Source organism: Stenotrophomonas sp. PS02297, assembly GCF_029959705.1.
Lineage (GTDB): Bacteria > Pseudomonadota > Gammaproteobacteria > Xanthomonadales > Xanthomonadaceae > Stenotrophomonas > Stenotrophomonas nitritireducens.
In genome coordinates this window covers 1-26,726 of record NZ_JASCOS010000044.1, presented here as the reverse complement: position 1 = coordinate 26,726, position 26,726 = coordinate 1, and the positions used below count along the sequence as shown (strand labels likewise).

General features: G+C 69.3%; 22 protein-coding genes, 1 other RNA gene and 1 pseudogene. 5 read left to right on the top strand and 19 right to left on the bottom strand.

Annotated elements, in window-relative coordinates:
* Window positions 1-69 precede the first annotated feature (69 nt).
* Together secA and QMX80_RS10450 are read right to left on the bottom strand one after the other, a co-directional pair.
* Window positions 70-2,781, bottom strand: coding sequence for a preprotein translocase subunit SecA (gene secA / locus QMX80_RS10455; protein WP_055765874.1), 2,712 nt, complete (start codon window positions 2,779-2,781; stop codon window positions 70-72).
* Between the two features lie 157 nt (window positions 2,782-2,938).
* Window positions 2,939-3,889 (bottom strand): M23 family metallopeptidase, encoded by a 951-nt coding sequence (locus QMX80_RS10450; protein WP_055765877.1) that lies wholly within the window; start codon window positions 3,887-3,889, stop codon window positions 2,939-2,941.
* A 12-nt stretch (window positions 3,890-3,901) separates the two neighbouring features.
* Between QMX80_RS10450 and QMX80_RS10445 the strand changes: the two genes are divergently transcribed.
* Entirely contained in the window at window positions 3,902-4,339 is a 438-nt protein-coding gene (locus QMX80_RS10445; protein ID WP_055765880.1) for a DciA family protein, read from the top strand.
* A 180-nt stretch (window positions 4,340-4,519) separates the two neighbouring features.
* On the opposite strand, the gene lpxC is transcribed toward QMX80_RS10445, so the two are convergent.
* The 14 genes from lpxC to mraZ form a co-directional block, all read right to left on the bottom strand.
* Window positions 4,520-5,431, bottom strand: a complete 912-nt coding sequence (lpxC, locus tag QMX80_RS10440; protein WP_282276930.1) for a UDP-3-O-acyl-N-acetylglucosamine deacetylase — start codon at window positions 5,429-5,431, stop codon at window positions 4,520-4,522.
* 265 nt (window positions 5,432-5,696) lie between these two features.
* On the bottom strand, window positions 5,697-6,926 hold the full coding sequence (gene ftsZ / locus QMX80_RS10435) for a cell division protein FtsZ (protein WP_273080755.1): 1,230 nt from the start codon (window positions 6,924-6,926) through the stop codon (window positions 5,697-5,699).
* 178 nt (window positions 6,927-7,104) lie between these two features.
* Window positions 7,105-8,340, bottom strand: a complete 1,236-nt coding sequence (gene ftsA / locus QMX80_RS10430) for a cell division protein FtsA (RefSeq protein WP_054667596.1) — start codon at window positions 8,338-8,340, stop codon at window positions 7,105-7,107.
* Window positions 8,337-9,065 carry a cell division protein FtsQ/DivIB gene (locus QMX80_RS10425; RefSeq protein ID WP_055765890.1) on the bottom strand — a complete coding sequence of 243 codons (729 nt, stop codon included), beginning with the start codon at window positions 9,063-9,065 and terminating at the stop codon, window positions 8,337-8,339. The genes ftsA and QMX80_RS10425 overlap by 4 nt, the downstream gene beginning before the upstream one ends.
* 100 nt (window positions 9,066-9,165) lie before the next feature.
* A complete protein-coding gene (gene murC / locus QMX80_RS10420; protein ID WP_282276923.1) occupies window positions 9,166-10,602 on the bottom strand; it encodes a UDP-N-acetylmuramate--L-alanine ligase in 1,437 nt (478 codons plus the stop codon).
* Window positions 10,603-10,645: 43 nt separating this feature from the next.
* The gene (gene murG / locus QMX80_RS10415) at window positions 10,646-11,743 is read right to left on the bottom strand and encodes an undecaprenyldiphospho-muramoylpentapeptide beta-N-acetylglucosaminyltransferase (RefSeq protein ID WP_282276921.1); all 1,098 of its coding nucleotides are present in this window, start codon (window positions 11,741-11,743) and stop codon (window positions 10,646-10,648) included.
* Window positions 11,743-13,050 (bottom strand): putative lipid II flippase FtsW, encoded by a 1,308-nt coding sequence (gene ftsW / locus QMX80_RS10410; RefSeq protein ID WP_282276919.1) that lies wholly within the window; start codon window positions 13,048-13,050, stop codon window positions 11,743-11,745. The genes murG and ftsW overlap by 1 nt, the downstream gene beginning before the upstream one ends.
* The gene (gene mraY, locus QMX80_RS10405) at window positions 13,050-14,135 is read right to left on the bottom strand and encodes a phospho-N-acetylmuramoyl-pentapeptide-transferase (protein ID WP_055765901.1); all 1,086 of its coding nucleotides are present in this window, start codon (window positions 14,133-14,135) and stop codon (window positions 13,050-13,052) included. The genes ftsW and mraY overlap by 1 nt, the downstream gene beginning before the upstream one ends.
* The gene (gene murF / locus QMX80_RS10400) at window positions 14,125-15,507 is read right to left on the bottom strand and encodes a UDP-N-acetylmuramoyl-tripeptide--D-alanyl-D-alanine ligase (RefSeq protein ID WP_282276917.1); all 1,383 of its coding nucleotides are present in this window, start codon (window positions 15,505-15,507) and stop codon (window positions 14,125-14,127) included. Before murF ends, mraY begins: the two co-directional genes overlap by 11 nt.
* On the bottom strand, window positions 15,504-16,979 hold the full coding sequence (locus tag QMX80_RS10395; protein ID WP_282276915.1) for a UDP-N-acetylmuramoyl-L-alanyl-D-glutamate--2,6-diaminopimelate ligase: 1,476 nt from the start codon (window positions 16,977-16,979) through the stop codon (window positions 15,504-15,506). Before QMX80_RS10395 ends, murF begins: the two co-directional genes overlap by 4 nt.
* Window positions 16,980-16,987: 8 nt before the next feature.
* Window positions 16,988-18,850 (bottom strand): penicillin-binding transpeptidase domain-containing protein, encoded by a 1,863-nt coding sequence (locus QMX80_RS10390; protein WP_055765911.1) that lies wholly within the window; start codon window positions 18,848-18,850, stop codon window positions 16,988-16,990.
* Between the two features lie 115 nt (window positions 18,851-18,965).
* Complete coding sequence (gene ftsL, locus QMX80_RS10385) at window positions 18,966-19,229, bottom strand: cell division protein FtsL (RefSeq protein ID WP_055765914.1); 264 nt, start codon at window positions 19,227-19,229, stop codon at window positions 18,966-18,968.
* Window positions 19,226-20,194: a 16S rRNA (cytosine(1402)-N(4))-methyltransferase RsmH gene (rsmH, locus tag QMX80_RS10380; protein ID WP_282276933.1), complete on the bottom strand. Its 969-nt coding sequence runs from the start codon at window positions 20,192-20,194 to the stop codon at window positions 19,226-19,228. The genes ftsL and rsmH overlap by 4 nt, the downstream gene beginning before the upstream one ends.
* Before the next feature lie 14 nt (window positions 20,195-20,208).
* Window positions 20,209-20,655, bottom strand: coding sequence for a division/cell wall cluster transcriptional repressor MraZ (mraZ, locus tag QMX80_RS10375; protein ID WP_282276913.1), 447 nt, complete (start codon window positions 20,653-20,655; stop codon window positions 20,209-20,211).
* A 333-nt stretch (window positions 20,656-20,988) separates the two neighbouring features.
* On the opposite strand from mraZ, the gene QMX80_RS10370 reads away from it, so the two are divergent.
* Entirely contained in the window at window positions 20,989-21,777 is a 789-nt protein-coding gene (locus QMX80_RS10370; RefSeq protein ID WP_282276911.1) for an NRDE family protein, read from the top strand.
* On the opposite strand, the gene QMX80_RS10365 is transcribed toward QMX80_RS10370, so the two are convergent.
* Complete coding sequence (locus QMX80_RS10365; RefSeq protein ID WP_282276910.1) at window positions 21,762-22,397, bottom strand: TetR/AcrR family transcriptional regulator C-terminal domain-containing protein; 636 nt, start codon at window positions 22,395-22,397, stop codon at window positions 21,762-21,764. The two genes, QMX80_RS10370 and QMX80_RS10365, sit on opposite strands and share 16 nt — an antisense overlap.
* Window positions 22,398-22,475: 78 nt before the next feature.
* On the opposite strand from QMX80_RS10365, the pseudogene tet reads away from it, so the two are divergent.
* Window positions 22,476-23,657: pseudogene (tet, locus tag QMX80_RS10360) on the top strand (Tet(A)/Tet(B)/Tet(C) family tetracycline efflux MFS transporter); the annotation flags it as partial.
* Window positions 23,658-23,923: 266 nt separating this feature from the next.
* Here tet and rnpB read toward each other — a convergent pair.
* Window positions 23,924-24,275, bottom strand: an RNA gene (gene rnpB, locus QMX80_RS10355) — RNase P RNA component class A.
* 495 nt (window positions 24,276-24,770) lie between these two features.
* On the opposite strand from rnpB, the gene QMX80_RS10350 reads away from it, so the two are divergent.
* On the top strand, window positions 24,771-25,196 hold the full coding sequence (locus tag QMX80_RS10350; RefSeq protein ID WP_282276906.1) for a hypothetical protein: 426 nt from the start codon (window positions 24,771-24,773) through the stop codon (window positions 25,194-25,196).
* A gap of 151 nt (window positions 25,197-25,347) precedes the next feature.
* Here QMX80_RS10350 and rsmI read toward each other — a convergent pair whose 3' ends face one another.
* Window positions 25,348-26,172: a 16S rRNA (cytidine(1402)-2'-O)-methyltransferase gene (rsmI, locus tag QMX80_RS10345; RefSeq protein WP_282276932.1), complete on the bottom strand. Its 825-nt coding sequence runs from the start codon at window positions 26,170-26,172 to the stop codon at window positions 25,348-25,350.
* An 81-nt stretch (window positions 26,173-26,253) separates the two neighbouring features.
* On the opposite strand from rsmI, the gene QMX80_RS10340 reads away from it, so the two are divergent.
* Window positions 26,254-26,726 (top strand): penicillin-binding protein activator (locus QMX80_RS10340; protein ID WP_282276904.1); only part of this gene is annotated, 473 nt, incomplete at its 3' end.

The following is a 26,726-nucleotide window of genomic DNA, read 5'->3' as shown; positions in this document are numbered from 1 at the left end:
GGGCGGCCCCACCGCCCCCCGCGGGTCGGGGGGGGGGTCCCCCGAAACGCGGGCTACACAACGGTCAACTCAGTTGAGTTGACCGTGGCAATGCTTGTACTTCTTGCCGCTGCCGCAGGGGCACGGATCGTTGCGGCCGACCTTGGGCTCGGCGAGCGCGGCCTGCACGTCGGCCGCTTCCTCGTCGGCGCCGTAGCCGCCGTTGTCCTGGTGCTGGAACTGCGACATCTGCAGGCGCGCCTCGGCCTGCTGGCGCTCCAGCGCCTCCATCGCCGCCACTTCCTCCTCGCTGCGGATGCGCACCCGCGAGAGCAGGTGGATCACTTCGCGCTTGACGTTCTCCAGCATCTCCGAGAACAGCTCGAAGGCTTCCTTCTTGTATTCCTGCTTGGGCTGCTTCTGCGCGTAGCCGCGCAGGTAGATGCCCTGGCGCAGGTAGTCCATGCGCGCCAGGTGCTCCTTCCAGCTCTGGTCGAGCACGGTCAGCATCACGTGCTTTTCCAGCGCGCGCATGGTCTCGCCGCCAACGGCGGTTTCCTTCTGCGCGAAGTGCTCGTCCAGGTGGTCGGACACGGCCTGGGCGATGCCCTCGGCGTCCAGCTCCTCGTGCTGCTTGAACAGCCCCACCAGGTCCATCTGCACGCCCAGGTCGGATTCCAGCGTGGCCTGCAAGCCCGGCAGGTCCCACTGCTCGTCCACCGAGTTCGGCGGCACGAAGCGGATCACCAGGTCGTAGATCACGTCGCCGCGGATGCCGTCGATGTTGTCCTTGACCGACTCGGCGTCCAGCAGCTCGTCGCGCTGGGCGTAGATCACCTTGCGCTGGTCGTTGTTGACGTCGTCGAAGTCCAGCAGGTTCTTGCGGATGTCGAAGTTGTGCGCCTCGACCTTGCGCTGCGCCTTCTCGATCTGGCGGCTGACCAGGCGGTCCTCGATGACGTCGTCTTCCTTCATGCCCATCAGGCGCATCGCCTTCTGCACCCAGTCCGAGGCGAAGATGCGCATCAGGTTGTCTTCCAGCGACAGGTAGAAGCGGGACGAGCCCGGGTCACCCTGACGGCCGGAACGGCCGCGCAGCTGGTTGTCGATGCGGCGCGATTCGTGGCGCTCGGTGCCGACGATGTGCAGGCCGCCGGCGGCCTTGACCGCGTCATGGCGCTCCTGCCACGCCGCCTTGAGCGCGGCCTTCTGCTCGGCGCTGGCCTCTTCGCCCAGTTCGTGCAGTTCCGTTTCCAGCGAACCGCCGAGCACGATGTCGGTACCGCGGCCGGCCATGTTGGTGGCGATGGTCACCGAGCCCGGGCGGCCGGCGTTGGCGACGATGGTCGCTTCGCGGTCGTGCTGCTTGGCGTTGAGCACTTCGTGCTGCACGCCGGCCTTGCGCAGATGCTCGGACAGCATTTCCGAGGTTTCGATCGAGGTGGTGCCGACCAGCACCGGCTGGCCGCGCTTGGCGCATTCCTCGATGTCGGCCAGCACAGCGTTGAACTTGCCCTTGCGGTTGAGGAACACCTGGTCCGGGTGGTCCTTGCGGATGGTGGGCTTGTTGGTCGGGATCACCACCACTTCCAGGCCGTAGATGCTCTGGAATTCGTAGGCTTCCGTGTCGGCCGTACCGGTCATGCCGGACAGCTTCTTGTACATGCGGAACAGGTTCTGGAAGGTGATGCTGGCCAGCGTCTGGTTCTCGCGCTGCACCGGCACGCCTTCCTTCGCTTCCACCGCCTGGTGCAGGCCGTCGGACCAGCGGCGGCCGGCCAGGGTACGGCCGGTGAATTCGTCGACGATCACCACTTCGCCGTCGCGCACGATGTAGTCCACGTCGCGCTGGTAGATCGCATGCGCGCGCAGGGCGGCATTGAGGTGGTGGACCACGGTCAGGTTCTGCGCCGCGTACAGGCCGCCCTCGTTGTCGGCGTCGATGATGCCGGCCTGGCGCAGCAGTTCCTCGGCGTGCTCCATGCCCGCTTCGGACAGGTGCACCTGCTTGCCCTTCTCGTCGACCCAGAAGTCGCCCTCGCCTTCCTCGGTCTCCTGCTTGACCAGCTGCGGCACCACGCGGTTGACGCGGATGTACAGCTCCGGCGAATCGTCGGCCGGGCCGGAGATGATCAGCGGCGTGCGCGCCTCGTCGATCAGGATCGAGTCCACCTCGTCGACGATGGCGTAGTGCAGGCCGCGCTGGTAGCGGTCGGCGCGGGTCAGCGCCATGTTGTCGCGCAGGTAGTCGAAGCCGAACTCGTTGTTGGTGCCGTAGGTGATGTCGGCGGCGTAGGCCTCGCGCTTGTCGCCGTGCGGCATGCCCGGGTAGACCACGCCCACGCTCAGCCCCAGCCAGTTGTACAGCTTGCCCATCTGCGCGGCGTCGCGGCGCGCCAGGTAGTCGTTGACGGTGACCACGTGCACGCCCTTGCCTTCCAGGGCGTTGAGGTACACCGGCAGGGTCGCGACCAGGGTCTTGCCTTCGCCGGTGCGCATTTCGGCGATCTTGCCCAGGTGCAGCACCATGCCGCCGATCAGCTGCACGTCGTAGTGGCGCATGCCCAGCACGCGCTGGGAGGCCTCACGGCAGACCGCGAAGGCTTCCGGCAGCACCTTGTCCAGCGCTTCGCCGGCGGCGACGCGCTCGCGGAACTCGGGGGTCTTGGCCTTCAGCTGGTCGTCGGAGAGCTTCTGGATCTCCGGCTCCAAGGCATTGATCTTGGCGACGATACGGTTGAGCTGGCGGAGCTGGCGCTCGTTGCGGCTGCCAAAAACGCGGGTAAGCAGGCTGTTGATCATTGAAGGAACCGGTTTGAATGGAATGCCGTGCGCGGACCCCACCCCAAGCGGGACCAGCCGGGCACAAACGAAACAGGGCGCAATGCGCCCTGTCGATGGCAACGCCTATTGTAGCTTGGGGCGGCCGCCTGGCGATTCAAGCGCCCGTCCGCGGCCGTCAGCCACGTCCGACGCGGCCCACCGGGGTGTTGCCGCCGTCGCCGAGGAACTTGCGCGGGTTGACCACGCGGCCGTCCTGCCACACCTCGAAGTGCACATGGGCGCCGGTGGAACGGCCGGTGGAGCCGGCCTTGGCCACTTCCTGGCCGATGCGCACCAGGTCGCCCTCGCGCACGCTCAGGCGCGAGTTGTGCGCGTACAGGGTCTTGTAGCCGTTGCCGTGGTCGACCTCGACCACGTTGCCGTAGCCGCCCTTGACCCCGGAGAAGCTGACCACGCCCTCGGCCACGGCCATCACCGGGTCGCCGACGCGGGCGTGGAAGTCCATGCCCTTGTGGGTGGCGGCGCCGCGGCCGAACGGATCGGCGCGGGTGCCGAAACCGGAGGTCACGTAGCTGTTGCGGATCGGCATGCGCGAGGGCACGGCGTTCTGCTCCAGCTGGTGGTCGAACAGCAGCGATTCGAGCACCGACAGCTGGCGGCCCGAAGCAGCGAAGCGCTGCTCCAGCACCTGTAAGTCGCTGTTGACCGCGCTCAGCGGGATATCCTGGGCCGGGCCGGCATCGCCGTCGCCCAGGCCGGGCGTCTCGTTGAAATCGAACTCGCCGTCCTCGAGCTTGCCCATCTGGGTCAGGCGCTCGCCCAGCGCGTTCAGGCGGGTGGCCTGGGCCTGCAGCTCGCCCAGCCGCGCCGCCAGCGCGTTGACCTGGGTCTGCGCGTCGGCCTGCACCTTGGCCAGCTCCCGCTCCTGGCGCTCGACCTTGGCGCGCAGCGCCGAGTCGCCCGCCGCGCCGGTGCCCAAGGTGAGCCCTGCGCCGACCAGGCAGCCCAGCGCCATCACGGTGCCGAGCAGTGCCTTTGGCCTATCCTCGAAAAAAACCTGCAGGCGTGCCAATGGCGTTTTCGCCTGCTGCCCCCGTGTTTTGATTACGATCTTTTTGAATGCCATCGAAGAATTCTTATGTCTGAGCCGAAATCCAGCGTTCGTTCCCGCACCGCGCCGAAACAGGCGCTGGAAGCGGTCATGGCGGACAAAGCGGGAAACCCGTTGCGGCGAGCCCTGTGGCTCGACGCGCTGGACCGGCAGTTGCGCCCCCATCTGCCGCCTGCGCTGGGCAACCGTTGCCGGTTGGCCAATGTGGACGGCGAACACCTCGTTTTTCTCGTCGAATCGCCGGTCTGGCACGCCAAGGTCAGGCTTGCCGAGGACCAGCTGCTCGACGCGGCCCGATCCATCGGGCTGAAGGCCACCCGGGTGACCGTCAAGACTGCAACCGCGCCTGCACCCTCCCCGGTGCGCAACGACCAGCGCAGCACTCACGCAGTAACGGCCGCCACGCACAAAGGCCTGCGCGACGCCCTGGCTTGCCTGGCGGATGTAAAGGGCACCCGTTCCTGAATGCGGATGGAGATCCTCCGCCGCATCCGGACATCCCGAAGGACTCCAGCACCAAGCCGGCAGGAATCCTAGCCGCGACTTGCTGTGCAGGAGTTAGTGTTTTGTTAATTATTGGTTAAATTCAGGCTGGAATCGCGTCTGGATTCACAAAACCTGCACGCCCCGACGGGCGACACCCATTCAGGCGTAGGCGACCGCGCCATACACGACCGGGTCGGCCGCGGCCGGCGAATCGAAGCTCGCCCACTCCCAGGCGCTGGCGTCGGCCAGCAGCGCACGGACCAGCTTGTTGTTGAGCGCGTGGCCGGATTTGTAGCCCTCGTAGGCGCCGAGCACCGGGCCGCCGGCCAGGTACAGGTCGCCAATGGCGTCGAGGATCTTGTGGCGCACGAACTCGTCGGCGTAGCGCAGGCCGTCGTCGTTGAGCACGCGGAACTCGTCCAGCACGATGGCGTTGTCCATCGAACCGCCCAGGCCCAGGTTGCGCTCGCGCATGTACTCCAGGTCGCGCATGAAGCCGAAGGTGCGCGCGCGGGAGATTTCCTTGATGTAGGCGGCGGTGGAGAAGTCGATCTCCACCCGCGACTGCCTGGCCGGGATCATCGGATGGTCGAACTGGATGGTGAAGCCCAGCCGGTAACCCTCATGCGGCTCGAAGCGGGCGATCTTGTCGCCGTCGCGCACTTCCACCGTCTTGAGGATGCGCAGGAAACGCTTGGGCGCGGGCTGCTCGGCGATGCCCGCCGACTGCAGCAGGAACACGAACGGGCCCGAGGAACCGTCCATGATCGGCAGCTCGGCCGAGGACAGCTCGACGATGGCGTTGTCCACGCCCAGGCCGGCCATGGCCGACATCAGGTGTTCGACGGTCTGGATCTTGGCGCCTTCGCAGGTCAGGCCGGTGCACAGGGTCACTTCGGTGACCAGATCGGCACGCGCCGGCACTTCCACCACCGGGTCCAGGTCCACGCGACGGAACACGATGCCATGGTCGACCGGGGCCGGGCGCAGGGTCATGTAGACCTTGTCGCCGCTGTGCAGGCCGACGCCGGTGGCGCGGATCGTGTTCTTGAGGGTGCGCTGATGGATCATCGGAAGTAGGTTCTGGAGGGGCCCGCCCGGAGCGCGGCCATAGCCAAACAAGAATAACACGCATCAACATCCCGCCCTGGCGCGCTGCCGCCCCGCCTCCTCCGGAGAGGCGAAGCTGCTGCCGGGCCGATCCTGGCCCGGCAACAAGGACATGGATGCCGCCACCGGGGAGGACAACCCCGGCGCCTGCAACTCACGACCCTTCCGGCACACCGCCCACCGCCGCGCCCCGCCCGGGGCGCACGGCGCAACGGCGGCCGGGAGTTCAGTCGGCCTGGCGACGCAGGAAGGCCGGAATATCCAGGTAGTCGCTCGGCAGTTCCGCGGCGGCCGGCGCGGCAGCCGGGGCCGGCGCGGCCACGGTGTCCGAACTCGGACGGCGCAGGCCCATGCCCAGCGAGCTGCCCACGGCCTTGGCCACGGCGTCGGCCGGGCTCTCGTAGTCGCCGCCGAACTCGGCCTGGCCGGTGGTGGCGTTGCGCACCAGCTTGATCGGCGCGCGCTCGCCCGGCCGCTGCGCGGTCTTGGCGGCGACGCGGTTCAGGCCGGTGGCGACCACGGTCACGCGCACTTCGTCCTGCATGTCCGGGTCGAGCACGGTGCCGACCACCACGGTGGCGTCTTCCGAGGCGAAGCCGTCGATGGTGCGGCCGATCTCGTCGAACTCGCTCATGGTGAAGTCCGGGCCGGCGGTGATGTTGACCAGGATGCCGTTGGCGCCGGCCAGGTTCACGTCGTCCAGCAGCGGGTTCTGGATGGCGGCCTCGGCGGCGGCCTGGGCGCGGTCGTCACCGCGGGCGGTGCCGGTGCCCATCATCGCCAGGCCCATTTCCGACATCACGGTGCGCACGTCGGCGAAGTCGACGTTGATCAGGCCTGGACGCACGATCAGGTCGGCGATGCCCTGCACCGCGCCCTGCAGCACGTCGTTGGCGGCGCGGAACGCCTGCACCATGGTGGCGTTGCGGCCGAGCACGGTGATCAGCTTCTCGTTGGGGATGGTGATCAGCGAGTCGACGTGCTGGCTCAGCTCCTCGATGCCCTTCAGCGCCACCTGCATGCGGCGGCGGCCTTCGAACGGGAACGGCTTGGTGACCACGGCCACGGTCAGGATGCCCATTTCCTTGGCCAGCTGCGCCACCACCGGCGCGGCGCCGGTGCCGGTGCCGCCACCCATGCCGGCGGTGATGAACACCATGTCCGCGCCCTGCAGGGCGTCCATGATGCGCTCGCGGTCTTCCAGCGCGGCCTGGCGGCCGACTTCCGGGTTGGCGCCGGCGCCCAGGCCCTTGGTGACGTTGGTGCCGAGCTGCAGCTGCAGCTTGGCGCCGCAGTTCTTGATCGCCTGCGAATCGGTGTTGGCGGTGATGAATTCCACGCCGTCCACGCTGGAATTGACCATGTGCGCCACGGCGTTGCCGCCGCCGCCGCCCACGCCCACCACCTTGATCACCGCGTTGGGTGCCATCTTCTCGATCAGTTCGAAATGTGCCATGTCCATGTCCTCGTTATAACCGCTTCCAGTGGCGTGGCCGCGCGGGCGTCCTGCCCTTGCCGTACCGCGCCGCCGTTGCGGCAGTTGTCGTTGGAATTCCTTCGTGGCCTGCGCCACTCGGGAGGTACCGCTCTGCTTCAATCCGCCGGCCGGGGCCGGCGTTACCGCCCGCCCCGCGTCAGAACTCGCCGCGGAACCAGTTCTTCAATTTGTTGAACAGCGTGCCGGCGCGCCCGGTGGGCAGCGACGGACGCCGCGGGTGCTCGATCTGGCTGCCCATCAGCAGCAGGCCGACGCCGGTGGCATGCACCGGATTGCCGACCACTTCGCCCAGGCCGGTGACGTGCTGCGGGATGCCCACGCGCACCGGCATCTGCAGCATTTCCTCGGCCAGCTCGACCACGCCTTCCATCTTCGAGGCGCCGCCGGTGAGCACCATGCCGGCGCGCACCATCTCCTCGAAGCCCGAGCGGCGCAGTTCGGCCTGCACCATCTCGAAGATCTCCTCGTAGCGGCCCTGCACCGCCTGCGCCAGCGAGGCGCGCGGCATGCGCCGCGGCGGCCGGTCGCCGACCGACGGCACCTGGATGCTTTCCTCGGCGGTGGCCAGCTGCGCCAGCGCGCAGGCGTAGCGCACCTTGATCTGCTCGGCTTCCGGGGTCGGCGTGCGCAGCATGTGCGCGATGTCGTTGGTGACGTGGTCGCCGGCGATCGGCAGCGAGGCGGTATGGCAGATCGCGCCCTGCACGAACACCGCGATGTCGGTGGTGCCGGCGCCGATGTCCACCATCACCACGCCCAGCTCGCGCTCGTCGGCGGTCAGCACCGCCACCGAGGAGGCCAGCGAGGACAGCACCAGGTCGTCCACCTGCAGGCCGCAGCGCTGCACGCACTTGCTGATGTTGGCCGCCGCCGACTGCGCGCACACCACCAGGTGTGCATGCACCTCCAGGCGCACGCCGGTCATGCCGACCGGGTTGCGGATGCCTTCCTGAGAATCGTCCAGCACGTATTCGCGCGGAATCGCGTGCAGGATCTTCTGGTCGGCCGGGATCGCCACCGCCTTGGCCGCTTCCAGCACGCGGTCCAGGTCGCCCCAGGTCACCTCGCCCTCGCGGATCGGGGTGATGCCCTGCGAGTTGCGGCACTGCACGTGGTTGCCGGAGATGGAGGCGTAGACCGAGCGGATCTCGCAGCCGGCCATCAGTTCGGCTTCCTCGATGGCGCGCTGGATCGACTGCACCGTCGATTCGATGTCCACCACCACGCCGCGCTTGAGCCCGCGCGATTCGTGCGAGCCGATGCCGATCACCTCGATCGGGCTGCCCGGCGAATACTCGCCCACCAGCGCCACCACCTTGGAGGTGCCGATGTCGAGGCCGACGATCAGCGATTTGTCACCCTTGCGATTCATGTCCTGTCCTGCGTCTGCTTTGCTGCCGGCGGCGGGGTTCCCCAGCTCAGCGTGAAACCATTGGTGTAGCGGAGATCGGCGCGCACGATCGGCACCTGGGTGCGGGTGAGCTGCGGCAGCACGCGCACGAAGCGGCCCAGCCGCGAGCGCGCATCGTCGCGGCCGACGATGACCTCGGTACCGTTGTCCAGCGCCAGCGACCAGCTGCCGCGCGCGTCCATCGCCAGCGCGCGCACGTCCACGCCGGCCGGCGCGAACAGCGCACGCGATTCGTTGTAGAGCTCGACCACTTCGGCGGTCTTGCTGTCCGGGCCATCGAGTTCCGGCAGCGGCGCGTTCTCCAGCCCGTGCGGGGTGGCGAACAGGCGACCCTGCTCGGACAGCAGCCGGTCCTTGCCCCAGCGCGCGAACGGCTTGTGTTCGACGATGCTGACTTCCAGCACGTCCGGCCACTGCTTGCGCACCTGCGCGCTCTCCACCCACGGCAGCTGCTCCACCGCGTGCTGCGCGTCCTGCAGCTTCACCGCGAAGTAGCCGGCGCGCGCATACGGCAGCAACGCCTTCTGCAGTTCCTCGCCGGGCACGCGCTTGAACTCGCCATGCACGCGCAGCTTGGCCAGCGGCCAGCGCTCGGCACCGACCCAGCCGTTGAGCACGGCCACCACCGGCAGCGCCACCAGGGCGATGGCCAGCAGCCAGGCGAGGATCCGCAGCACCGCGCTCATGCGCGCCCCCCCTGCGCCCGCGCGTTTCCGCACGACGGCGCCGCGCCACGGCCGGCAACGGCCATGGTCGGGGTGCGCATCAGCGGGAGCAGGCAGGCCTTCATTCGTCCTGCGCCCCCTGGAAACCGCCGGTGGCGATCTGCTGGGCGACGTGGCCGATGTCGCCGGCGCCCATCATCAGCAGCAGGTCGCCGTCGCGCAGCACGTCCGGCAGCACCGACACCAGGTCATGGGCGTGGCCGACCACGACCGGCTCGCTGCGGCCGCGCGCGCGGATGGCGCGGGCCAGCGACTTCGAGTCGGCGCCGGGAATCGGTGCCTCGCCGGCCGGGTACACCTCGCTGAGCACCAGCGCGTCCACTTCGGACAGCACCGCGGCGAATGCATCGAACTGGTCGCGTGTGCGGCTGTAGCGGTGCGGCTGGAACGCCACCACCAGGCGCTGTGCCGGCCAGCCGCCGCGGGCGGCGGCGAACACCGCGGCCAGTTCGCGCGGGTGGTGGCCGTAGTCGTCGATGAGCCGCACCTTCGCGCCCTTGGCGGTGGTGACCACGCCCAGGTCGTTGAAGCGGCGACCCACGCCTTCGAATTTTTCCAGCGCGGCGGCGATCGTTTCCGGCGCCACGCCCAGCTGCCAGCCAATGGCGGCGGCGGCGAGCGCGTTGAGTACGTTGTGGCGGCCCGGCAGCGCCAGCGTCACCGACACGCTGCTGCCCTCGGGCAGGCGCAGGGTGAAGCGCATGCGCGCGCCATCCTGCTCCACGTCCTCGGCACGCACGTCGGCGTGGCCGCTCATGCCGTAGGTCATGACATGGCGCGGCGTCTGCGTGGCCAGCGCGGCCACTTCCGGGTCGTCGATGCACAGCACCGCCAGGCCGTAGAACGGCAGGCGCTGCAGGAACTCGGCGAATGCGGCCTGCACGCGGGCGAAGTCGTTGCCGTAGTTTTCCAGGTGGTCGGCATCGATGTTGGTGATCACCGCCACCAGCGGGTTCAGGCGCAGGAAGCTGCCGTCGCTCTCATCGGCCTCGGCCACCAGCCATTGTCCGCCGCCCAGTTTGGCGTTGGCGCCGGCGGCCAGCAGCTGCCCGCCGATCACGAAGGTCGGGTCCAGGCCGCCTTCGCTGAGCACCGCGGCGGTCAGCGAGGTGGTGGTGGTCTTGCCGTGCGTGCCGGCCACGGCGATGCCGCGGCGGAAGCGCATCAGCTCGGCCAGCATCGCCGCGCGCGGCATGATCGGGATGCGCTGGCTGCGCGCCTCCATCAGTTCCGGGTTGTCCTCGCGGATCGCGCTGGACACCACCACGCAATCGGTGCCGAGCACGTTGGCGGCCGAGTGCCCGCGCATCACCCGCGCGCCCAGCCGCGCCAGGCGGCGGGTGGCGGCGTTGTCGGCGTTGTCCGAACCGGAGACTTCATAGCCGAGGGTCAGCATCACTTCGGCGATGCCGCTCATGCCGGTGCCGCCGATGCCGACGAAGTGCACGCGCGGGAACGCACGGACCAGGTCGGTGGTGTCGTGGAGGCGGCGGATCATGCGCGGCCTCCGGTAGGGCGGGCGCGGGTGCGCGGTGCCGTGTTCATGCTGCTTCCTCGAGGATGATGTCGGCGATGCGTTCGGCCGCATCGACCTTGGCCAGCGCACGCGCGGCTTGCGCCATCTGCATGCGGCGGGCGGGAGTGTGGGCCAGAGCGCGCAGCACGCCTTCCAGATTGGCGGCCAGCGCGTCGTCCTGCTTCAGCAGTTCAGCGGCGCCGCGCTCGACCAGGTATTCGGCGTTGCGGGTCTGGTGGTCGTCCACCGCCGCGGCGAACGGCACCAGCACGCTGCCGATGCCCACCGCGCACAGCTCGGCCAGGGTGGAGGCGCCGGAGCGGCACACCACCAGGTCGGCCCAGGCATAGGCGGCGGCCATGTCGGTGATGAAGGCATCGACGCGGCCTTCGACGCCGGCAGCGCGGTAGGCCTGCTGCGCTTCGTCGCGCAGCTTCTCGCCGCACTGGTGCCAGACCTCGATGGCGACGCCGCCGCCCAGCGCGGCCAGCGCCTTGGGCACGGCATTATTGAGCGCGCGCGCGCCCTGGCTGCCGCCCAGTACCAGCACCCGCATCGGACCGTCACGGCCGGCCAGGCGCTGTTCCGGCGCCGGCAGCGCGGCGATCTCGGCGCGCACCGGATTGCCGACTGCTTCTTCGCGGGTGCCGGCGAAGCTGCCCGGGAAGCCGGTCAGCAGGCGCCGCGCAAAACGCGACAGGATGCGGTTGGTCATGCCCGGCGCGCGGTTCTGTTCGTGCACCAGCAGCGGAAAACCGTGCAGGCGCGCGGCCATGCCGCCGGGACCGGAGGCGAAGCCGCCGAAGGCCACCACCGCGCGCGGGTTGCGGTCGCGCAGGACGAAACCGGCGGCGCGGATCGCGCGCAGCACCCGCAGCGGCGCGCCCAGCAGCGCCAGCTTGCCCTTGCCGCGCAGCCCGGAGATGGCCAGCGTGTCGATGGCGATGCCGTGCTGCGGCACCAGCCGGGTTTCCATCGCGCCGTCGGCACCGAGCCAGGTCACCGGGACGCCGCGCTCGCGCAGCACCTTGGCGACGGCCAGCCCGGGGAAGATGTGGCCGCCGGTACCACCGGCCATGATCAGCACCGGACGCGCATCGTTGGCAGGCGTGGAGGCGGCCATCAGGCGATCCTCCCGAACGTGGGCTCGACCCGCTGCTGCATGCGGCTGGTGCCGCGCGCGGCACCGGCCTGCATGGCCGCGGCGATCGCGGTGGCGGTGGCCGGCTCGACCGGCTGCGCCGCATCGGCGGCCGGCGCGTCGGCCACGTCGGCGTCATCGCGCACTTCCTGGCGACGCACCGCGCGGTTGTATTCCCACGACACGCGCAGCAGCACGCCGACTGCCACGCAGGTCATCATCACGCTCGAGCCACCCGAGGAAATCAGCGGCAGGGTCAGGCCCTTGGTCGGCAGCATGCCCAGGTTCACGCCGATCGAGACGAAGGTCTGCAGGCCGATCCACAGGCCGACGCCGAAGGCGATGTAGCCGGAGAAATGGCGACGCATCTCGATGCAGCGCATGCCCAGCCAGAACGCGCGGCCGACCAGCAGCGCGTACAGCGCGATGATGGCGCAGACGCCAGCGAAACCCAGCTCCTCGGCGATCACCGAGAAGATGAAGTCGGTATGCGATTCGGGCAGGTAGTTGAGCTTCTGAATCGACGCACCCAGGCCCACGCCGGCCCATTCGCCGCGGCCGATCGCCATCAGCGCGTTGGACAGCTGGTAGCCCGACCCCAGCTGGTCTTCCCACGGGTCCATGAACGAGGTGACGCGGCGCATGCGGTACGGCTCGAAGATCACCAGCAGCACCAGCGCCGGCAGCATCAGCAGCACCGGCAGCACGATGCGCTTGAGCTGCGCGCCGCCCAGCACCAGCATGCAGGTGGTGATGCCCAGCAGCAGCATCGACGAGCCGAAGTCCGGCTGCAGCAGCAGCAGGACGACCAGCACGCCGACCACGCCCACCGGCTTGAGCATCGCCTGCCAGGTGGCGTTGACTTCGTCGCGGAAGCGCACCAGGTAGCTGGACAGCCAGACGATGTACAGCACCTTCACCGCTTCGACCGTCTGGAACTTGGCCACGCCCAGGTTGATCCAGCGGCGCGCGCCGTTGACGGTGCTGCCCAGGCCCGGCACGAACACCACCACCAACAGCGCGAAGCAGCCCAGCAGCAGCAGGTGGTTGTACTTCTCGATCTCGCGCAGCTCCACGCGCATCGCCACCGCCGCCAGCGCCAGGCCGATGCCGATGAACACCAGGTGGCGGGTCAGGTAGTAGAACGGGCTCTGGGTCAGCGCGATGGAACTGGACGCCACCATCACGATGCCCAGCGACGCCAGCGCCACGGCCGCGCCCAGCAGCCACTTGTCGTAGTGGCCGCCGATCGCTTCGAGCCGGGTTGCCTGGCGCGCGGTATCGTCCATCAGCGCACCTTCAGCGTCGCCAAGCCGATCAGCACCAGCACCACCGAGATGATCCAGAAACGCACGATCACCCGCGGCTCGGGCCAGCCCTTGAGTTCGAAGTGGTGGTGGATCGGCGCCATGCGGAACACGCGCTTGCCGGTCAGCTTGAAGCTGGCCACCTGGATCATCACCGACAGCGTCTCGATCACGAACACGCCGCCCATCACCACCAGCACCAGTTCCTGGCGCACGATCACTGCGATGGTGCCCAGCACCGCGCCCAGCGCCAGCGCACCGACGTCACCCATGAACACCATCGCCGGATAGGTGTTGAACCACAGGAAGCCCAGGCCGGCGCCGGCGATCGCCGCGCAGATGATGACCAGTTCGCCCGCGCCCGGAATCTGCGGGATCTGCAGGTAGCTGGAGAACACCGCGTTGCCCGAGGCATAGGCGAACACGCCCAGCGCGCAGGCGACCAGCACGGTCGGCATGATCGCAAGGCCGTCCAGGCCGTCGGTCAGGTTGACCGCGTTGGAGAAGCCCACGATCCAGAAGTAGGCGATCGCCACGAAGCTGATCCCGGCCAGCGGCAGCGCGATGGCCTTGAACATCGGGATGTACAGGGTCAGCGCCGCCGGCACGTCGGCTGTGTAGAACAGGAACAGGCCGGCGCCGAGGCCGAAGATCGACTGCAGCAGGTATTTCCAGCGCGACTTCAGGCCATTGGGGTCGCGCCGGGCGATCTTGATCCAGTCGTCGTACCAGCCGATGGCGCCGAAGCACAGCATCACCGCCATCACCAGCCACACGTAGCGGTTGCGCAGGTCGCCCCACAGCAGCACCGCCATCAGCACCGACAGCAGGATCAGGCCGCCGCCCATGGTCGGCGTGCCGGCCTTGGAGAAGTGCGACTGCGGGCCGTCCTTGCGGATCGGCTGGCCGCCCTTGAGCTGGGCCAGGCGGCGGATCGCAGCCGGCCCCAGCCACAGCGACAGGCCGAGCGCGGTCAGCGCCGCGAGGATGCCGCGGAAGGTGAGGTAGTTGAACAGCCGGAACAGGTCGTCCAGCTGCTGCAACCAACGGGCCAGTTCAAGCAACATGCGGTGTGTCCTCGCCGCGCCCCAGCAGCGCGGTCACGATCTTGTCCATGGCGCTGCCGCGCGAGCCCTTGACCAGGCAACGCACGCCAGCATGAAGGTCGGCTGCCAGCGCGGCTGCCAGCGCGGCGTGGCTGTCGAAGTGACGCCCGCCCTCGCCGAAGGCGGCGGCGGCGGCGGCGCTCAGCGGCCCGAGCGCATACAGACGTTTGAGCCCGGCCTCGCGCGCACGCACGCCGGCCTGCGCATGCAGCGCCTGCGCGTCGGGGCCGAGTTCGCGCATGTCGCCCAGCACCAGCCAGCCCTCTTCCTTGCCCGCGGCCAGCGCGGCGATCGCCGCGGCCAGCGAGCCCGGATTGGCGTTGTAGCTGTCGTCCACCAGCACCGCGCCGTTGGCCAGCATGCGCGCGACCTGGCGGCCGGCGACCGGGCGTGCCTGCGCCAGGCCTTCGGCCACGCGCGGCAAGGCGATGCCCGCGGCCAGCGCCAGCGACGCGGCGGCCAGCGCATTGAGCACGTTGTGGCGGCCCGGCAGCTGCAGTGCCACCTCGGCCTCGCCCTGCGGCGTATGCAGGCGGAAGCGCGAGCCGGCTTCGGCCAGCACGATGCCGGTGGCGGTGACGTCGGCGCTGGCCTCCAGGCCGAAGCGGATCACGCGGTGGGCGCCTGCGCGCTCGGCGAAGAACGGAGCGAAGGCATCGTCGGCATTGACCACCGCCACGCCGCCTTCGCGCAGGTCGTCGTAGACCGCCGCCTTGGTGTTGGCGATCTCCAGCAGGCTGCCCATGCGCTCCAGGTGCGCAGGCGCGACATTGTTGACCAGGGCCACGTCCGGTGCAGCGATGGCGGTCAGCCAGGCGATGTCGCCCGGCTTGCCGGTGCCCATCTCGTAGACGGCGAAGTCGGCGTCTTCCGGCGCGTCGATCACCGCCAGCGGCATGCCGATCTCGTTGTTGCGGTTGCCCGGCGTGGCATGGATGGTGCGGCCTTCGACCGCGGCCACGTTCTGCAGGATCGCCAGCAACAGCGCCTTCACGCTGGTCTTGCCGTTGCTGCCGGTGATGGCGAACACGCGCGTGGCGCGGTCACGCTGCATCGCGGTGGCGATCTTCGCCAGCGCACGCTCGGCATCGGCGACCACCACCTGCGGCACGTCCAGCGGCAGCAGGCGCTCCACCAGCAGCGCGCTGGCGCCGTTCTCCACCGCACCGGCGGCGAAGTCGTGGCCGTCGAAGCGCTCGCCGCGCAGGGCCAGATACAGGCTGCCGGGGGCCAGCGTGCGGGTATCGTTGCCGATGGCGTCGATGCTCGCGTCCTCGCCATGCAGCTCGCCGCCGGCCCAGTGCGCGATCAGCGACAGCGGAGTGCGCTTCATGCGTCCACCTTCCCGTTCGCCGCGCGTGCCTGCAGCGCGCGCGAGGCGACGTCGGTGTCGTCGAAAGGATGCTTGATGCCTGCGATCTCCTGATAGGGCTCATGGCCCTTGCCGGCGACCAGCACGATGTCGCCGGGGCCGGCCTGGGCGATGGCCGCGCCGATGGCGCGCGCGCGGTCGCGCTGCACGCTCACCCGCGACGGCGCGGCGAAACCGGCCATGATGTCGGCGACGATCGTGTCGCCATCCTCGCCGCGCGGATTGTCGTCGGTGACGAATACCGCGTCGGCATGTTTCTCGGCGATGGCCGCCATCTGCGGGCGCTTGCCGGTATCGCGTTCGCCGCCGCAGCCGAACACGCACAGCAGGCGGCCGTCGAGATGGCCATGCAGGCTGCGCAGCGCCTGCTCCAGCGCGTCGGGCGTGTGCGCGTAATCGATGACCACGGTCGGCTCGCCCTGCCCGCCGAGGCGGTTCATGCGGCCGCGGATCGGCTGCAGCCTGCCCAGCACGTCGGCGATGATCGCCGCCGGCTGGCCCAGCGCATGCAGCGCGCCGGCCACGGCCAGCAGGTTGTCGGCGTTGAAGCGGCCCAGCAGCGGCGAACGCAGCGGATGGCGCTCCTCGCCGATCACCAGGTCGAAACCGATGCCCTGCCCGTCCAGCACCAGCGTCTCGGCGCGGATTGCAGCGCCGGGCTGCCCGGTCGAACTCAGGCCGATGGCCTGGACACCGGCGGCCAGGGTGGTGATCAGTTCGCGGCCGAAGGCATCGTCCAGGTTGATCACCGCCGCCTTCAGGCCCTCGCGATGGAACAGGCGCGCCTTGGCCGCGCCGTAGCTGGCCATGTCGCCGTGGTAATCGAGATGGTCGCGGGTGAGATTGGTGAACACGGCCACGTCGTAATGCACGGCATCGACGCGGCCCTGGTCCAGCGCATGCGAGCTGACTTCCATCGCCACCGCCTGCGCGCCCGCGTCGCGCAGCTGCGCCAGTACCTCATGCATCTGCAGCACCAGCGGCGTGGTGAAGCCGGTCGGCACCACGTCGCCGTACAGGCCGACGCCCAGCGTGCCGATGCTGCCGCTGCGGCGGCCCAGCAGGTGCCAGGCCTGGGCCAGCAGCTGCACGGTCGAGGTCTTGCCGTTGGTGCCGGTCACGCCGACCATCGTCATCGCATGCGAAGGATGGCCGTGGAACTGGTCGGCCATCGCGCCCATGCGCTGGCGCAGGCCGGGCACGGCGATGGCGTCGGCCGGCGCCGGCAGCTGCGCCGGTGCCGGCGGATCGAACAGGATGGCGCTGGCACCGGCGGCCCTGGCCTGCGCGACGAAGCCCAGCCCGTGCGCGCCGAACCCGGCGATGGCGACGAACGCGTCGCCGGGACGCACCTGGCGCGAGTCCAGCACCAGTCCGCCGATCTGCAGGTCGGCGGCCAGCGCCAGGTCGGGCAGCAGCTGCGACAGTTTCATCGTGCGGTTCACTGGCGCACCTCCGTCGCGGCCGGCTGCGGCGCGATGGCGGTCGGCATGGCGGCGTCGAATTCGGCGTCGATGTTGGGTTCGGCCGGATCCTGCGGAACCGGCAGCACCGCGGGGTTGTTGACCGGGTTGCCGCCGACCTTGCCGGCCGCCTGCGCCGCCAGCCACGACTGGATGTCGTCCGGCGGCACGTCCATCAGGCGCAGGGTGCCTTCCATCACGTGGTGGAACACCGGTGCGGATACCAGGCCGCCGTACTGCAGCGCGCCGCGCGGGTCGTTGACCACGATCACCGCGGCGAAGCGCGGATTGGTGGCCGGCACCACGCCGGCGAACAACAGGTTGTAATGGTCGCGTTCGTAGCCGTTGGGGCCGTTCTTGCGCGCCGTGCCGGTCTTGCCGGCGACGTGGTAGCCCAGGATCGCCGCCTGCTTGGCGCCGCCCTGGGTCACCACCGTCTCCATCATCCGCACCACTTCCTGCGCGACCGCAGGGTCGATGACCTCGCGCGCTTCGCTGTGCTGGCCCTTGACGAAGGTCGGCTGGATCACGCGGCCGCCGTTGGCCAGCGCCGAATACGCCTGCGCGATCTGCAGCGGCGTCACCGACAGGCCATAGCCGTAGGACATGGTGGCCTTGGTGGTGCCGGACCAGCCGGGGCTGCCCGGCACCGGCACCACGCCCGCCGATTCACCCGGGAAACCGCTGTGCGGGGCCATGCCGTAGCCGAAGGCGCGCACCGAGTTGTAGAAGGTCTGGTCCGGCAGGCGCGAGACGATCTTGGCCGCGCCGATGTTCGAGCTGCGGGTGATCACACCGGTGACGTTGAGCACGCCGTTGTTCCGCGGCACGTCGCGGATGGTGTAGCGCCTGTCCAGCGCCAGGTAGCCCGGGTTGGTGTCGATGATGGTGTCCGGGGTCACCACGTGGTTCTGCAGCGCGGTGGCGATGGTCAGCGGCTTCATCGTCGAACCCGGCTCAATCAGGTCGGTCACGGCGCGGTTGCGGCGCGCGTCCGGCGTGGCGCCGCTGACCGAGTTCGGGTTGTAGGTCGGCAGGTTGGCCATGGCCATCACCTCGCCGGTAGCCACGTCCATGATCACGATGGAGCCGCCGGCGGCCTGGTTGGCGGTGACCGCATTGCGCAGTTCGCGCATGGCCAGGAACTGGATGCGGCGGTCGATGCTCAGGGTCAGGTCCTTGCCGGGTTCGGCCGGACGCACCAGGTCGATGCTCTCCACGATCGCGCCCTTGCGGTCGCGGATCACTTTCTTGGCGCCGGGCTTGCCGCGCAGCCATTCGTCGAAGGCCAGCTCCAGGCCTTCCTGGCCGTGGTCGTCGATGTTGGTGAAGCCCAGCACGTGGGCCATCGCCTCACCCTGCGGGTAGTAGCGACGGAACTCGCGCTGCGCGAACACGCCGGGAATCTTCAGCGCGACGATCTGCTCGGCCACGTCCGGATTCATCCGGCGGCGCAGGTACATGAACTCCTTGTCGGCCTTCTGCGTCAGCTTCGAGGTCAGTTCGTCCACCGGCAGCGACAGCGCCTGCGCCAGCCCGGGAATACGCTCGGGCGCACGCAGCAGCTCCTGCGGATTGACCCAGATCGAGGCTACCGGCGTGGACACCGCCACCGGCTCGCCGTTGCGGTCGGTGATCATGCCGCGCGAGGTCGCGATGGGCACTTCGCGCAGGTAACGCGCCTCGCCCTGGCGCTGGTAGAAATCGCTGTTGACCAGCTGCACGTAGGCGGCGCGACCGACCAGGGTCACCGCGCACAGGCCCAGCCCCGCACCGACCATCAGCATGCGGTTGCGCAGGTTGAACTGGCTGCGATTGCGGTTGCGGCGTGGTGCGTTCATGGCGCACCTCTGACCGCCATGGACGGCGGGAATGCCGGTGTTGCAGGAGCACAAACCGGCCCTGCGCCACCCTGCGGGCGGCTTCGCCGTGCAAAACAGCTGTCCTGCCGTTTCGTCATGGCCGCACCACCACGATGTCGCCGGCTTCCGGGAACTTCATCCCCAGTCGGCCGCGCGCTTCCTGGTCCACGCGCGTGGCCTGCGCCAGCGTGGCCTGCTCCAGCTGCAGGCGGCCGAACTCGATGTTCAGCTCGTCGCGGGAGTGCTCCAGCCGCGACAGTTCCACGAACAGCTGGCGGTGGCGGTGGCGCATGAACACCACGCCGATCGCCGAGGCGATCGTGCAGGCCAGCAGCACCACCAGCAGCAGGCGGCTCATGCGGCCACCCCGCGCTTCTGCGCAACGCGCAGCACGGCACTGCGCGAACGCGGATTGACCGCCAGTTCGTCGTCCTCGGCCTTGATCGCGCCGCCAACCAGGTCTAGCACCGGCACGAAAGCCTGCACTTCCGGCAGGCGGCGATTGCTCGGCGGCGCCTTGGCGTGGCGGTTCATGAACTGCTTGACGATGCGGTCTTCCAGCGAATGGAAACTGATCACCGCCAGCCGGCCGCCGGGCTTGAGCCGCGCCATCGCCGCGTCCAGCCCGGCCTCGAGGTCGGCCAGCTCGCGGTTGATGTGGATGCGGATGGCCTGGAAGCTGCGCGTGGCCGGATGGATCTTGTCCTTGCCGCGCGGCATCGCCGATGCGATCAGCTCGGCCAGCTCGGCGGTGCGGGAAAACGGCTGGTTCGCACGGCGGGCCACGATGGCGCGGGCGATGCGGCGGCTCTGGCGCTCCTCGCCGTAGGTCCACAGCACATCGGCGATTTCGCGCTCCTCGGCGCGGTTGAGCCATTGCGCCGCGCTTTCGCCCGAATCCGGGTCCATGCGCATGTCCAGCGGGCCGTCCTTGCCGAAGCTGAAACCACGCTCGGCCACGTCCAGCTGTGGCGAGGACACGCCCAGGTCGAACAGCACGCCGTCCAGGCCGGCGGCGGTCTCGCTCCAGTCCAGCAGGTCGGCGAAGCTGCCGCGGTAGATGGCCACGCGGCCGTCCGGGGCGAAGTCGCGCTGCGCCACGGCGATGGCTTCCGGATCCTTGTCCATCACCAGCAGGCGCCCGTGCGGGCCGAGCTGGCGCAGCACGCCGCCGGCATGGCCGCCACGGCCGAACGTGCCGTCCAGATAGGTACCGTCTTCGATCACCCTCAGGCCCTGCAGGACCTGGGTGTACAGCACCGGCAGGTGAGCCGCCGGCGGCTGCGACACCGGAGGGTGACCGGCCTGCGCTTGACCGCGCACCCGGGCACCCCGGCTCACAACTTCAGATCGAGCAGCCCATCGCCCAGATCCTCGTCAGACAACGTCTGCTGGATCAGTGCGCGATGCGCTTGCTCGCTCCATAGTTCGAACTTGTCGCCCATGCCCATCAGCACGGCCTTCTTCTCGATGCCGACCGCATTGCGGTGGCTGGACGGCAGGCTGATGCGGCCATTGCCATCCAGTTCCAGATGGGCGGCCGAGCCGACGAGCTTCTGCTGCAGGGTGCGCATCACGCGCTGGGTGTTGGGCTTGGCCATCAGGTCGTCACGCACCCGTTCCCATTCCTTCTCGGCGTACAGCCACAGGCACCCGGCTTCGAACGGATTGTAGGTCAGCACCAGACGGTTGCCGCTCGCACGCGCGACCAGGTCGCGATGGGCGGTGGGCACCGCCATGCGTCCCTTGTCGTCAACCGTGATGGCCGTCTCGCCTTGAAACACGCCGTCTCTACCTGATCAGTGCCTGATGTCGCCTGGGCGGTCATTGAACCACGGAAACCCACAAAAAACCCGGTTTCCCCTCGGATGACCACCTTAGCAGCGAGCAAAGGGTTGTCAACAACTTTCAGTGGGCAAAATCGTCATTCGCATCAAGGGTTTGCGCCAATCTTTAGAGACTTGTTCAAGCTTTATCCACAAGTTGCTGTTTCGTCTCAAATTTTGAGATTTCAATGAAATTCAGCCGTGTAGAGGAGGCGTGAAAAACACGTCCGGCACCCGCCGCCATTCAGCCAGCCGTGGCCGCAGCACGCGCAAGAGGGCACACTGGCCGGCATGTGTCTGGTCGCTCTCGCCTGGAAGTCCCACCCCCGCTGGCGCCTGTTCATGGCGGGAAACCGTGACGAGTTCCATGCCCGCCCCACCGCGGCGCTGGAGCGCTGGGCACCGCCGCAGGACGATGTGATCGCCGGCCGCGACCTGCGCTCGGGCGGCACCTGGATGGGGATCGACGGCAAGGGGCGCGCGGCGGTGATCACCAACGTGCGCGACCCGGCCGCGGCCAGCGGCGGGCCCTCGCGCGGCGCCCTGGTCGCGGATTACCTGGCCGGTGCCGGCACCTGCGCGGAGGACCAGATCGACCGGCTGAGCGCTGTAGCCGGCGACTATGCGCCGTTCAACCTGCTGCTGGCCGATGCAGGCGGCTGCCACTACCTGGGCAATCACCCGTCTGCGCGGCAGACGCTGGTGCCGGGCGTGCACGGCATGTCCAACGGCGCCCTGGATGCGCCGTGGCCGAAGACACGCCGGCTGATGGCCGCCCTGGAAAGCTGGCTGGCGCAGGACGACCCGCCGCTCGACGGGCTGTGGAACGCCCTCGCCGACGAGTGGCGCCCAGCCGACGCCGACCTGCCGGCGACCGGCATCGCGCTGCCGCTGGAACGGCATCTGTCGGCCGCCTTCATCCGCGGCGAGGACTACGGCACCCGCGCCAGCACCCTGGTGGCGGTCGGCCACGACGGACAGGGCTTCATCGTCGAACGCCGCTTCGGCCCGCAGGGTGTGTTCCTGGGAGAGACCCGGATGGACCTCCGGCCGCCGGGGAATCCTCAGCCGGTGCGCTGACCGATCATTCCTTCGGCCCCCGCCACGAACAGCCGCAGTTGCCGGTCGAAGATCGCGTCCGGGCTCTCCTTCGCCAGTTCCTGCCACCCGCTGGCACCGAGCGGATGGTGCGCCGCGTCGGGCCCGTTGCCGGCGGCCAGGTCATCGGCCGGCCCGGCCTGCTCTTCCAATACCCAGCCCACCACGAAGCGGCTGACCGCCAGCAGCAGGCCGATCGCCTGCACCGGCTCGAAGCCGGCCGCGCACAGCACGCCCAGCTTGGCCTCGACGTCGTCGAAAAGAGCGCCCTGCGGGCGCGTTCCCGCGTGCAGCCGGGCGCCGTCGCGGCGACCGAGCAGGGCGTGGCGGAAGCCGTGCGCGTTGGCGATGAACCACGACTGCCATGACTGGCCCGGCGCGGGCAGCGGCTGCTGGCGCCGCTCCTGCATGACGGCCTCGGCCATGGCCGCAAGCAGTTCGGCCTTGTTGCGGAAATGCCAGTACAGCGTGGGCGACTGCACGCCGAGCCGTTCGGCCAGCCGGCGCGTGCTCAGGGCGTCGATACCGACTTCGTCGAGCAGTTCGAGCGCGGCCCGCATCACCGATTCGCGACTCAGGCGCGGAGGAGTGGAGTCATTCAACGACTTATCACCGATAGGGAAATGTGGAACAATCCACCCCACCCTATCGCCGATAGGGATTTCCTACAAGACGCCCACATGCGCAAACCGCTGTTCGTCCTGCTCGCGATCCTGCTGATCGACACCATCGGCTTCGGCCTGATCATGCCCATCCTGCCGGGCCTGCTGCAGAGCATGACCGGCGATCGCACCGCCAACAGCTTCCATTACGGCGCGCTGCTGTCGGTGTACGCCTTGATGCAGTTCCTGTGCGCGCCGGTCCTGGGGGCGCTGAGCGACCGCCTGGGCCGACGCCGCGTACTGCTGGTCTCGCTTGCGGGCGCGGCATTGGACTACCTGCTGATGGCTTTCGCCCCGACCCTGCCCTGGCTGTATCTCGGCCGGGCCCTGGCCGGCGTCACCGGCGCCAACATGGCGGTGGCCGCCGCCTATCTCACCGGCATCACGCCCGAAGACCAGCGCGCGGCGCGGTTCGGACAGATGGGCGCGGCCATCGGCATCGGTTTCATCGCCGGCCCGGTGCTGGGCGGCCTGCTCGGCGAATGGCTGCTGCGCGCACCGTTCATGCTCGCCGCGGTGCTCAACGGCCTCAACCTGCTGCTGACCTGGCGGCTGCTGCCCGAATCGCGCCCGGCGCCGCACCCCGAGCGCCGCAAGGTCAGCCTGAACGCCTTCGCTGCCCTGCATCGCCTGCAGGGACGGCCCGGCCTGCTGCCGCTGGTGGGGGTATACGCCATCGTCACCCTGGTCGGGCAATGGCCGGCAACCCTGTGGATCCTGTACGGCCAGGACCGCTTCGGCTGGAGCATGTGGGTGGCCGGCCTGTCGCTGGCCGGCTACGGCCTGTGCCACGCCCTGACCCAGGCGTTCGCGATCGCGCCGCTGGTATCGCGCCTGGGCGAACGCCGCGCGCTGCTGCTCGGCCTGGCCGGCGACTCGCTGGGCCTGCTGTTGCTGTCCATCGCCGTTTCCGGCTGGGAGCCCTTCCTGCTGCTGCCCCTGTTCGCCGCCGGCGGCCTTGCCGCCCCGGCCCTGCAGTCGCTGCTCACCCGCCGCATCGACGACCACCGGCAGGGCGAACTGCAGGGCACCCTGACCAGCATCACCAGCCTGATCGGCATCGCCGGCCCACTGCTGGTCACCACCCTCTACGCCCTGGGCCAGAGCCTCTGGCCCGGACTGGTCTGGGCGGTGGGCGCCGCCACCAACCTGCTGGTCCTGCCACTGCTGTTCGGCCGCAGGCAAAGGGAGACATCGTCAACCGTCGAGCCTACCCTTCCCGGCACGGCGCAAAGCAACGCAGAAAAACAGCAGGCACCTTGAGGCAAGCCCGAAAAAGCGGCCCTCATCCCAAAGCGCGACGCGAAGCGAGCCACGCCATCCATCTGGAAAACAGCCCCCTTTAGTAAAGGGGGCGCGCCGGCAGGCGCGGGGTTCTGGAAGGCAAGAGGCCTGGGGCCCAATGTTTTGCACCGCCTCCGCGGCACAAAACATTGGGGCTTTTCCCACCCGCAGGACGGGAAAAGCGGCGGAGCCGGCCTGTAAGCCGGGTTCTGTCGTGGACAGTCATTCTTCTAGGCGCCACGTCACCGTGACGCTCGAGCAACCTACCCGGACCCGACGCGGGCCACGCCATTAGGTCCCTATTTGGTCTTGCTCCAGGTGGGGTTTGCCGTGCCGGTCCGTTGCCGGACTCGCGGTGCGCTCTTACCGCACCATTTCACCCTTACCGGCCTCCAGGAGGAGACGTAGGCGGTATCTTTCTGTTGCACTTTCCGTCGGCTCGCGCCGCCCAGGCGTTACCTGGCACCTTGCCCTGTGGAGCCCGGACTTTCCTCGGCGCTCCCGAAGGAACGACGCGACTGTCCGGCCGACTCCGCCGCGCGCATTGTCGCACGTTGCCCTTCCAGCGTCGAAGCAATCCCTGCATTCAAGCCGACACCAGCCGGCGCGTTCAGCCCCCGGCAACGATCCGCGCGATGAACGCCGACATGGCCTGGCGGAAAGCATCCGAGCGGGTCGCGTCGTTGTGACCCCGCTCCGGCACCACCAGCAACTGCCTGCGATCGACCGGCAACGGCGTGGCCTCTCGTACATCTCCCGCGAAAATGCCGGCGGCGTGGTCCGATCCTCCGCCCCCACCACATACAGCACCGGCTCATCGAGCCCACGCGCGACGGCAAGGTTGCCGCGCCCTGCCAGCGGGCCATCGACCTCCACCTTGCGCACCAGCAGCCGTTGCCAGAATGGGCGCAGCGAGCGCTGGTAAGCCACCCATGCCTCCGTCGTGGTCGCCGAGCTTTCGAGCACCACGCCATCCAGCCGACGCTGCGCGGCGACATGACCGGCCATGAAGCTTCCCATGGATTGCCCATGCACGATCAATGGCACGCCCGCCAACGCCTTGTCCGCGCGCAGGTCGTCGTAAACCGCCAGCGCATCGTCCATCAGCGCTTCCATGCGCGGCGCTCCAGTGCTCGCGCCATAGCCGCGGTGGTCGACCAGCACCAGGTTGACCGGCAGGTCCGCATACACCGCCGCGCTGAAACGCGCGTTCGCCCCTATCCGGTAGCCATTGCCGCCGAAGTACAGCACCGTCGCCTTCGCATCCGGGCGCAGCAGGCGCAGGGAATACAGTTCCGCGCCATCGGCGACGGGAATCCGCGCCTCCGAGAACGTAAACACGGGAAAACCGTCTTTCAGCGCCTCAAGCGATGGCGCCGGCGCGGGCATCGGGCGGACAAGGTATTCCTCCTTGTAGCGCATCACGCATCCGGCAAGCGCTGCCAGCAAACATAGCGATACCACGCGTATCCACAGGCGCATCCCCTCTCCCCATGCCGTCATGCGACGTCGTACTGCAGACCTGCCCCGAACGGCGCGGGCGTCCGCCCCCGCCCATCGAAGCTCCAAAGATGCATCACCTCGCCGCTGCCGGCCCGGCAGCGGGTCATTGCCCGTACAACGCCTTGCGCGGCGCACCGCTGAGTTCGGCTGCGAGCTTGGCGGCGGTGGATGGCGGCAGGTGTTCGTTGAGCCTGGCGTAGAGCCGGCGGCCTTCGGCGATCTTCGCCTCCTCGTCGTCGGCGGCGCCCTGCACCATCACCACGAACTCGCCCTTGCGCTGGTTGTCGTCGGCCTGCACGGCGGCAAGCAGCTGCTCCAGGCTGCCGTCGAGCACGGTCTCGAACAGCTTGGTCAGTTCGCGCGCGACCACCGCCGGACGCGAGGCGCCGAAGGCCGTGGCCATGTCCGCCAGCGATTCGGCGATGCGGTGCGAGGATTCGTAGAACACCAGGGTGCCGGTCTCGCCGGCCAGCCGCTGCAGGCGCTCGCGCCGCGCCGCGCCCTTGGCCGGCAGGAAGCCCTCGAACACGAAACGGTCGCTGGGCAGGCCGGCCACGCTCAACGCCGCGATCGCCGCGCAGGCGCCGGGCACCGGACTCACCTTCACCCCGGCCGCGCGCGCGGCGCGCACCAGCCGGAAACCGGGGTCGCTGACCAGTGGCGTGCCGGCATCGCTCACCACCGCCATCGATTCGCCGCCCAGCAACCGCGCCACCACGCGCTGCGCCATCGCCTCCTCGTTGTGGTCGTGCAGGGCGACCAGCGGCCGGCTGATGCCGAAGTGCGACAGCAGCTGGCCGGTGTGGCGCGTGTCCTCGGCGCAGATCGCCGCCACCGAACGCAGCACCTCCTGCGCGCGCGGGCTCAGGTCGGCCAGATTGCCGATCGGCGTGGCGACAACGTACAGGGTGGCGGAGGCAGCGGGCATCATCGGCTTTTCCATGGGCAAGGTTAGAATCCTACCGTGTCCCCCACCCGGCGCCGCCGCGCGCCGTTGAACGGATCCCGAATGAACAAGCCCGCCGCACGGATCACCGCCCTGTCACTGTCGCTCCTGCTGTTCGCCGGCTGCGCCACCACCGGCATGGCGCCGACCACGTCGCCGGCGCAGCAGGCCGCCATCGCCCTGCTCGAACAGGGCAAGCCACGCGAAGCCGCGCAGCAGCTGGAGGCCGAGGCCGCGCTGGTACGCGGCGCGGCGAAATCGCAGTTGCTGGCCGACGCCGCCTTCGCCTGGCACGAGGCCGGCGACGATGCCCGCGCGCGCATGCTGCTGCCGCAGGTGCAGGCACGCCAGCTGGCCGGCGCCAGCCGCCAGCGCCATGCGCTGCTGGGTGCGGAACTGGCGCTGGCCGACAAGCAGCCGGCCGCCGCGCTGCAGGCATTGGGCACGCAGCCGCCCGACCAGCTCCCCGCCGCCCAGCAGGCCCGCTGGCACCTGGCCCGCGGCCAGGCGCTGGAAGCCACGGGCGACGCCTTCGC

Bases quoted from the DNA above. Each gene is read 5' to 3' on its own strand.
- QMX80_RS10350 (WP_282276906.1), top strand. From the start codon at position 24,771: ATGCACGATCAATGGCACGCCCGCCAACGCCTTGTCCGCGCGCAGGTC.
- rsmI (WP_282276932.1), bottom strand. From the start codon at position 26,172: ATGCCCGCTGCCTCCGCCACCCTGTACGTTGTCGCCACGCCGATCGGC.
- ftsZ (WP_273080755.1), bottom strand. From the start codon at position 6,926: ATGGCACATTTCGAACTGATCGAGAAGATGGCACCCAACGCGGTGATC.
- QMX80_RS10370 (WP_282276911.1), top strand. From the start codon at position 20,989: ATGTGTCTGGTCGCTCTCGCCTGGAAGTCCCACCCCCGCTGGCGCCTG.
- QMX80_RS10390 (WP_055765911.1), bottom strand. From the start codon at position 18,850: ATGAACGCACCACGCCGCAACCGCAATCGCAGCCAGTTCAACCTGCGC.
- QMX80_RS10450 (WP_055765877.1), bottom strand. From the start codon at position 3,889: ATGGCATTCAAAAAGATCGTAATCAAAACACGGGGGCAGCAGGCGAAA.
- ftsL (WP_055765914.1), bottom strand. From the start codon at position 19,229: ATGAGCCGCCTGCTGCTGGTGGTGCTGCTGGCCTGCACGATCGCCTCG.
- QMX80_RS10395 (WP_282276915.1), bottom strand. From the start codon at position 16,979: ATGAAACTGTCGCAGCTGCTGCCCGACCTGGCGCTGGCCGCCGACCTG.
- lpxC (WP_282276930.1), bottom strand. From the start codon at position 5,431: ATGATCCATCAGCGCACCCTCAAGAACACGATCCGCGCCACCGGCGTC.
- murF (WP_282276917.1), bottom strand. From the start codon at position 15,507: ATGAAGCGCACTCCGCTGTCGCTGATCGCGCACTGGGCCGGCGGCGAG.
- murG (WP_282276921.1), bottom strand. From the start codon at position 11,743: ATGGCCGCCTCCACGCCTGCCAACGATGCGCGTCCGGTGCTGATCATG.
- ftsW (WP_282276919.1), bottom strand. From the start codon at position 13,050: ATGGACGATACCGCGCGCCAGGCAACCCGGCTCGAAGCGATCGGCGGC.
- QMX80_RS10425 (WP_055765890.1), bottom strand. From the start codon at position 9,065: ATGAGCGCGGTGCTGCGGATCCTCGCCTGGCTGCTGGCCATCGCCCTG.
- mraY (WP_055765901.1), bottom strand. From the start codon at position 14,135: ATGTTGCTTGAACTGGCCCGTTGGTTGCAGCAGCTGGACGACCTGTTC.
- ftsA (WP_054667596.1), bottom strand. From the start codon at position 8,340: ATGAATCGCAAGGGTGACAAATCGCTGATCGTCGGCCTCGACATCGGC.
- QMX80_RS10445 (WP_055765880.1), top strand. From the start codon at position 3,902: ATGTCTGAGCCGAAATCCAGCGTTCGTTCCCGCACCGCGCCGAAACAG.
- murC (WP_282276923.1), bottom strand. From the start codon at position 10,602: ATGATCCGCCGCCTCCACGACACCACCGACCTGGTCCGTGCGTTCCCG.
- secA (WP_055765874.1), bottom strand. From the start codon at position 2,781: ATGATCAACAGCCTGCTTACCCGCGTTTTTGGCAGCCGCAACGAGCGC.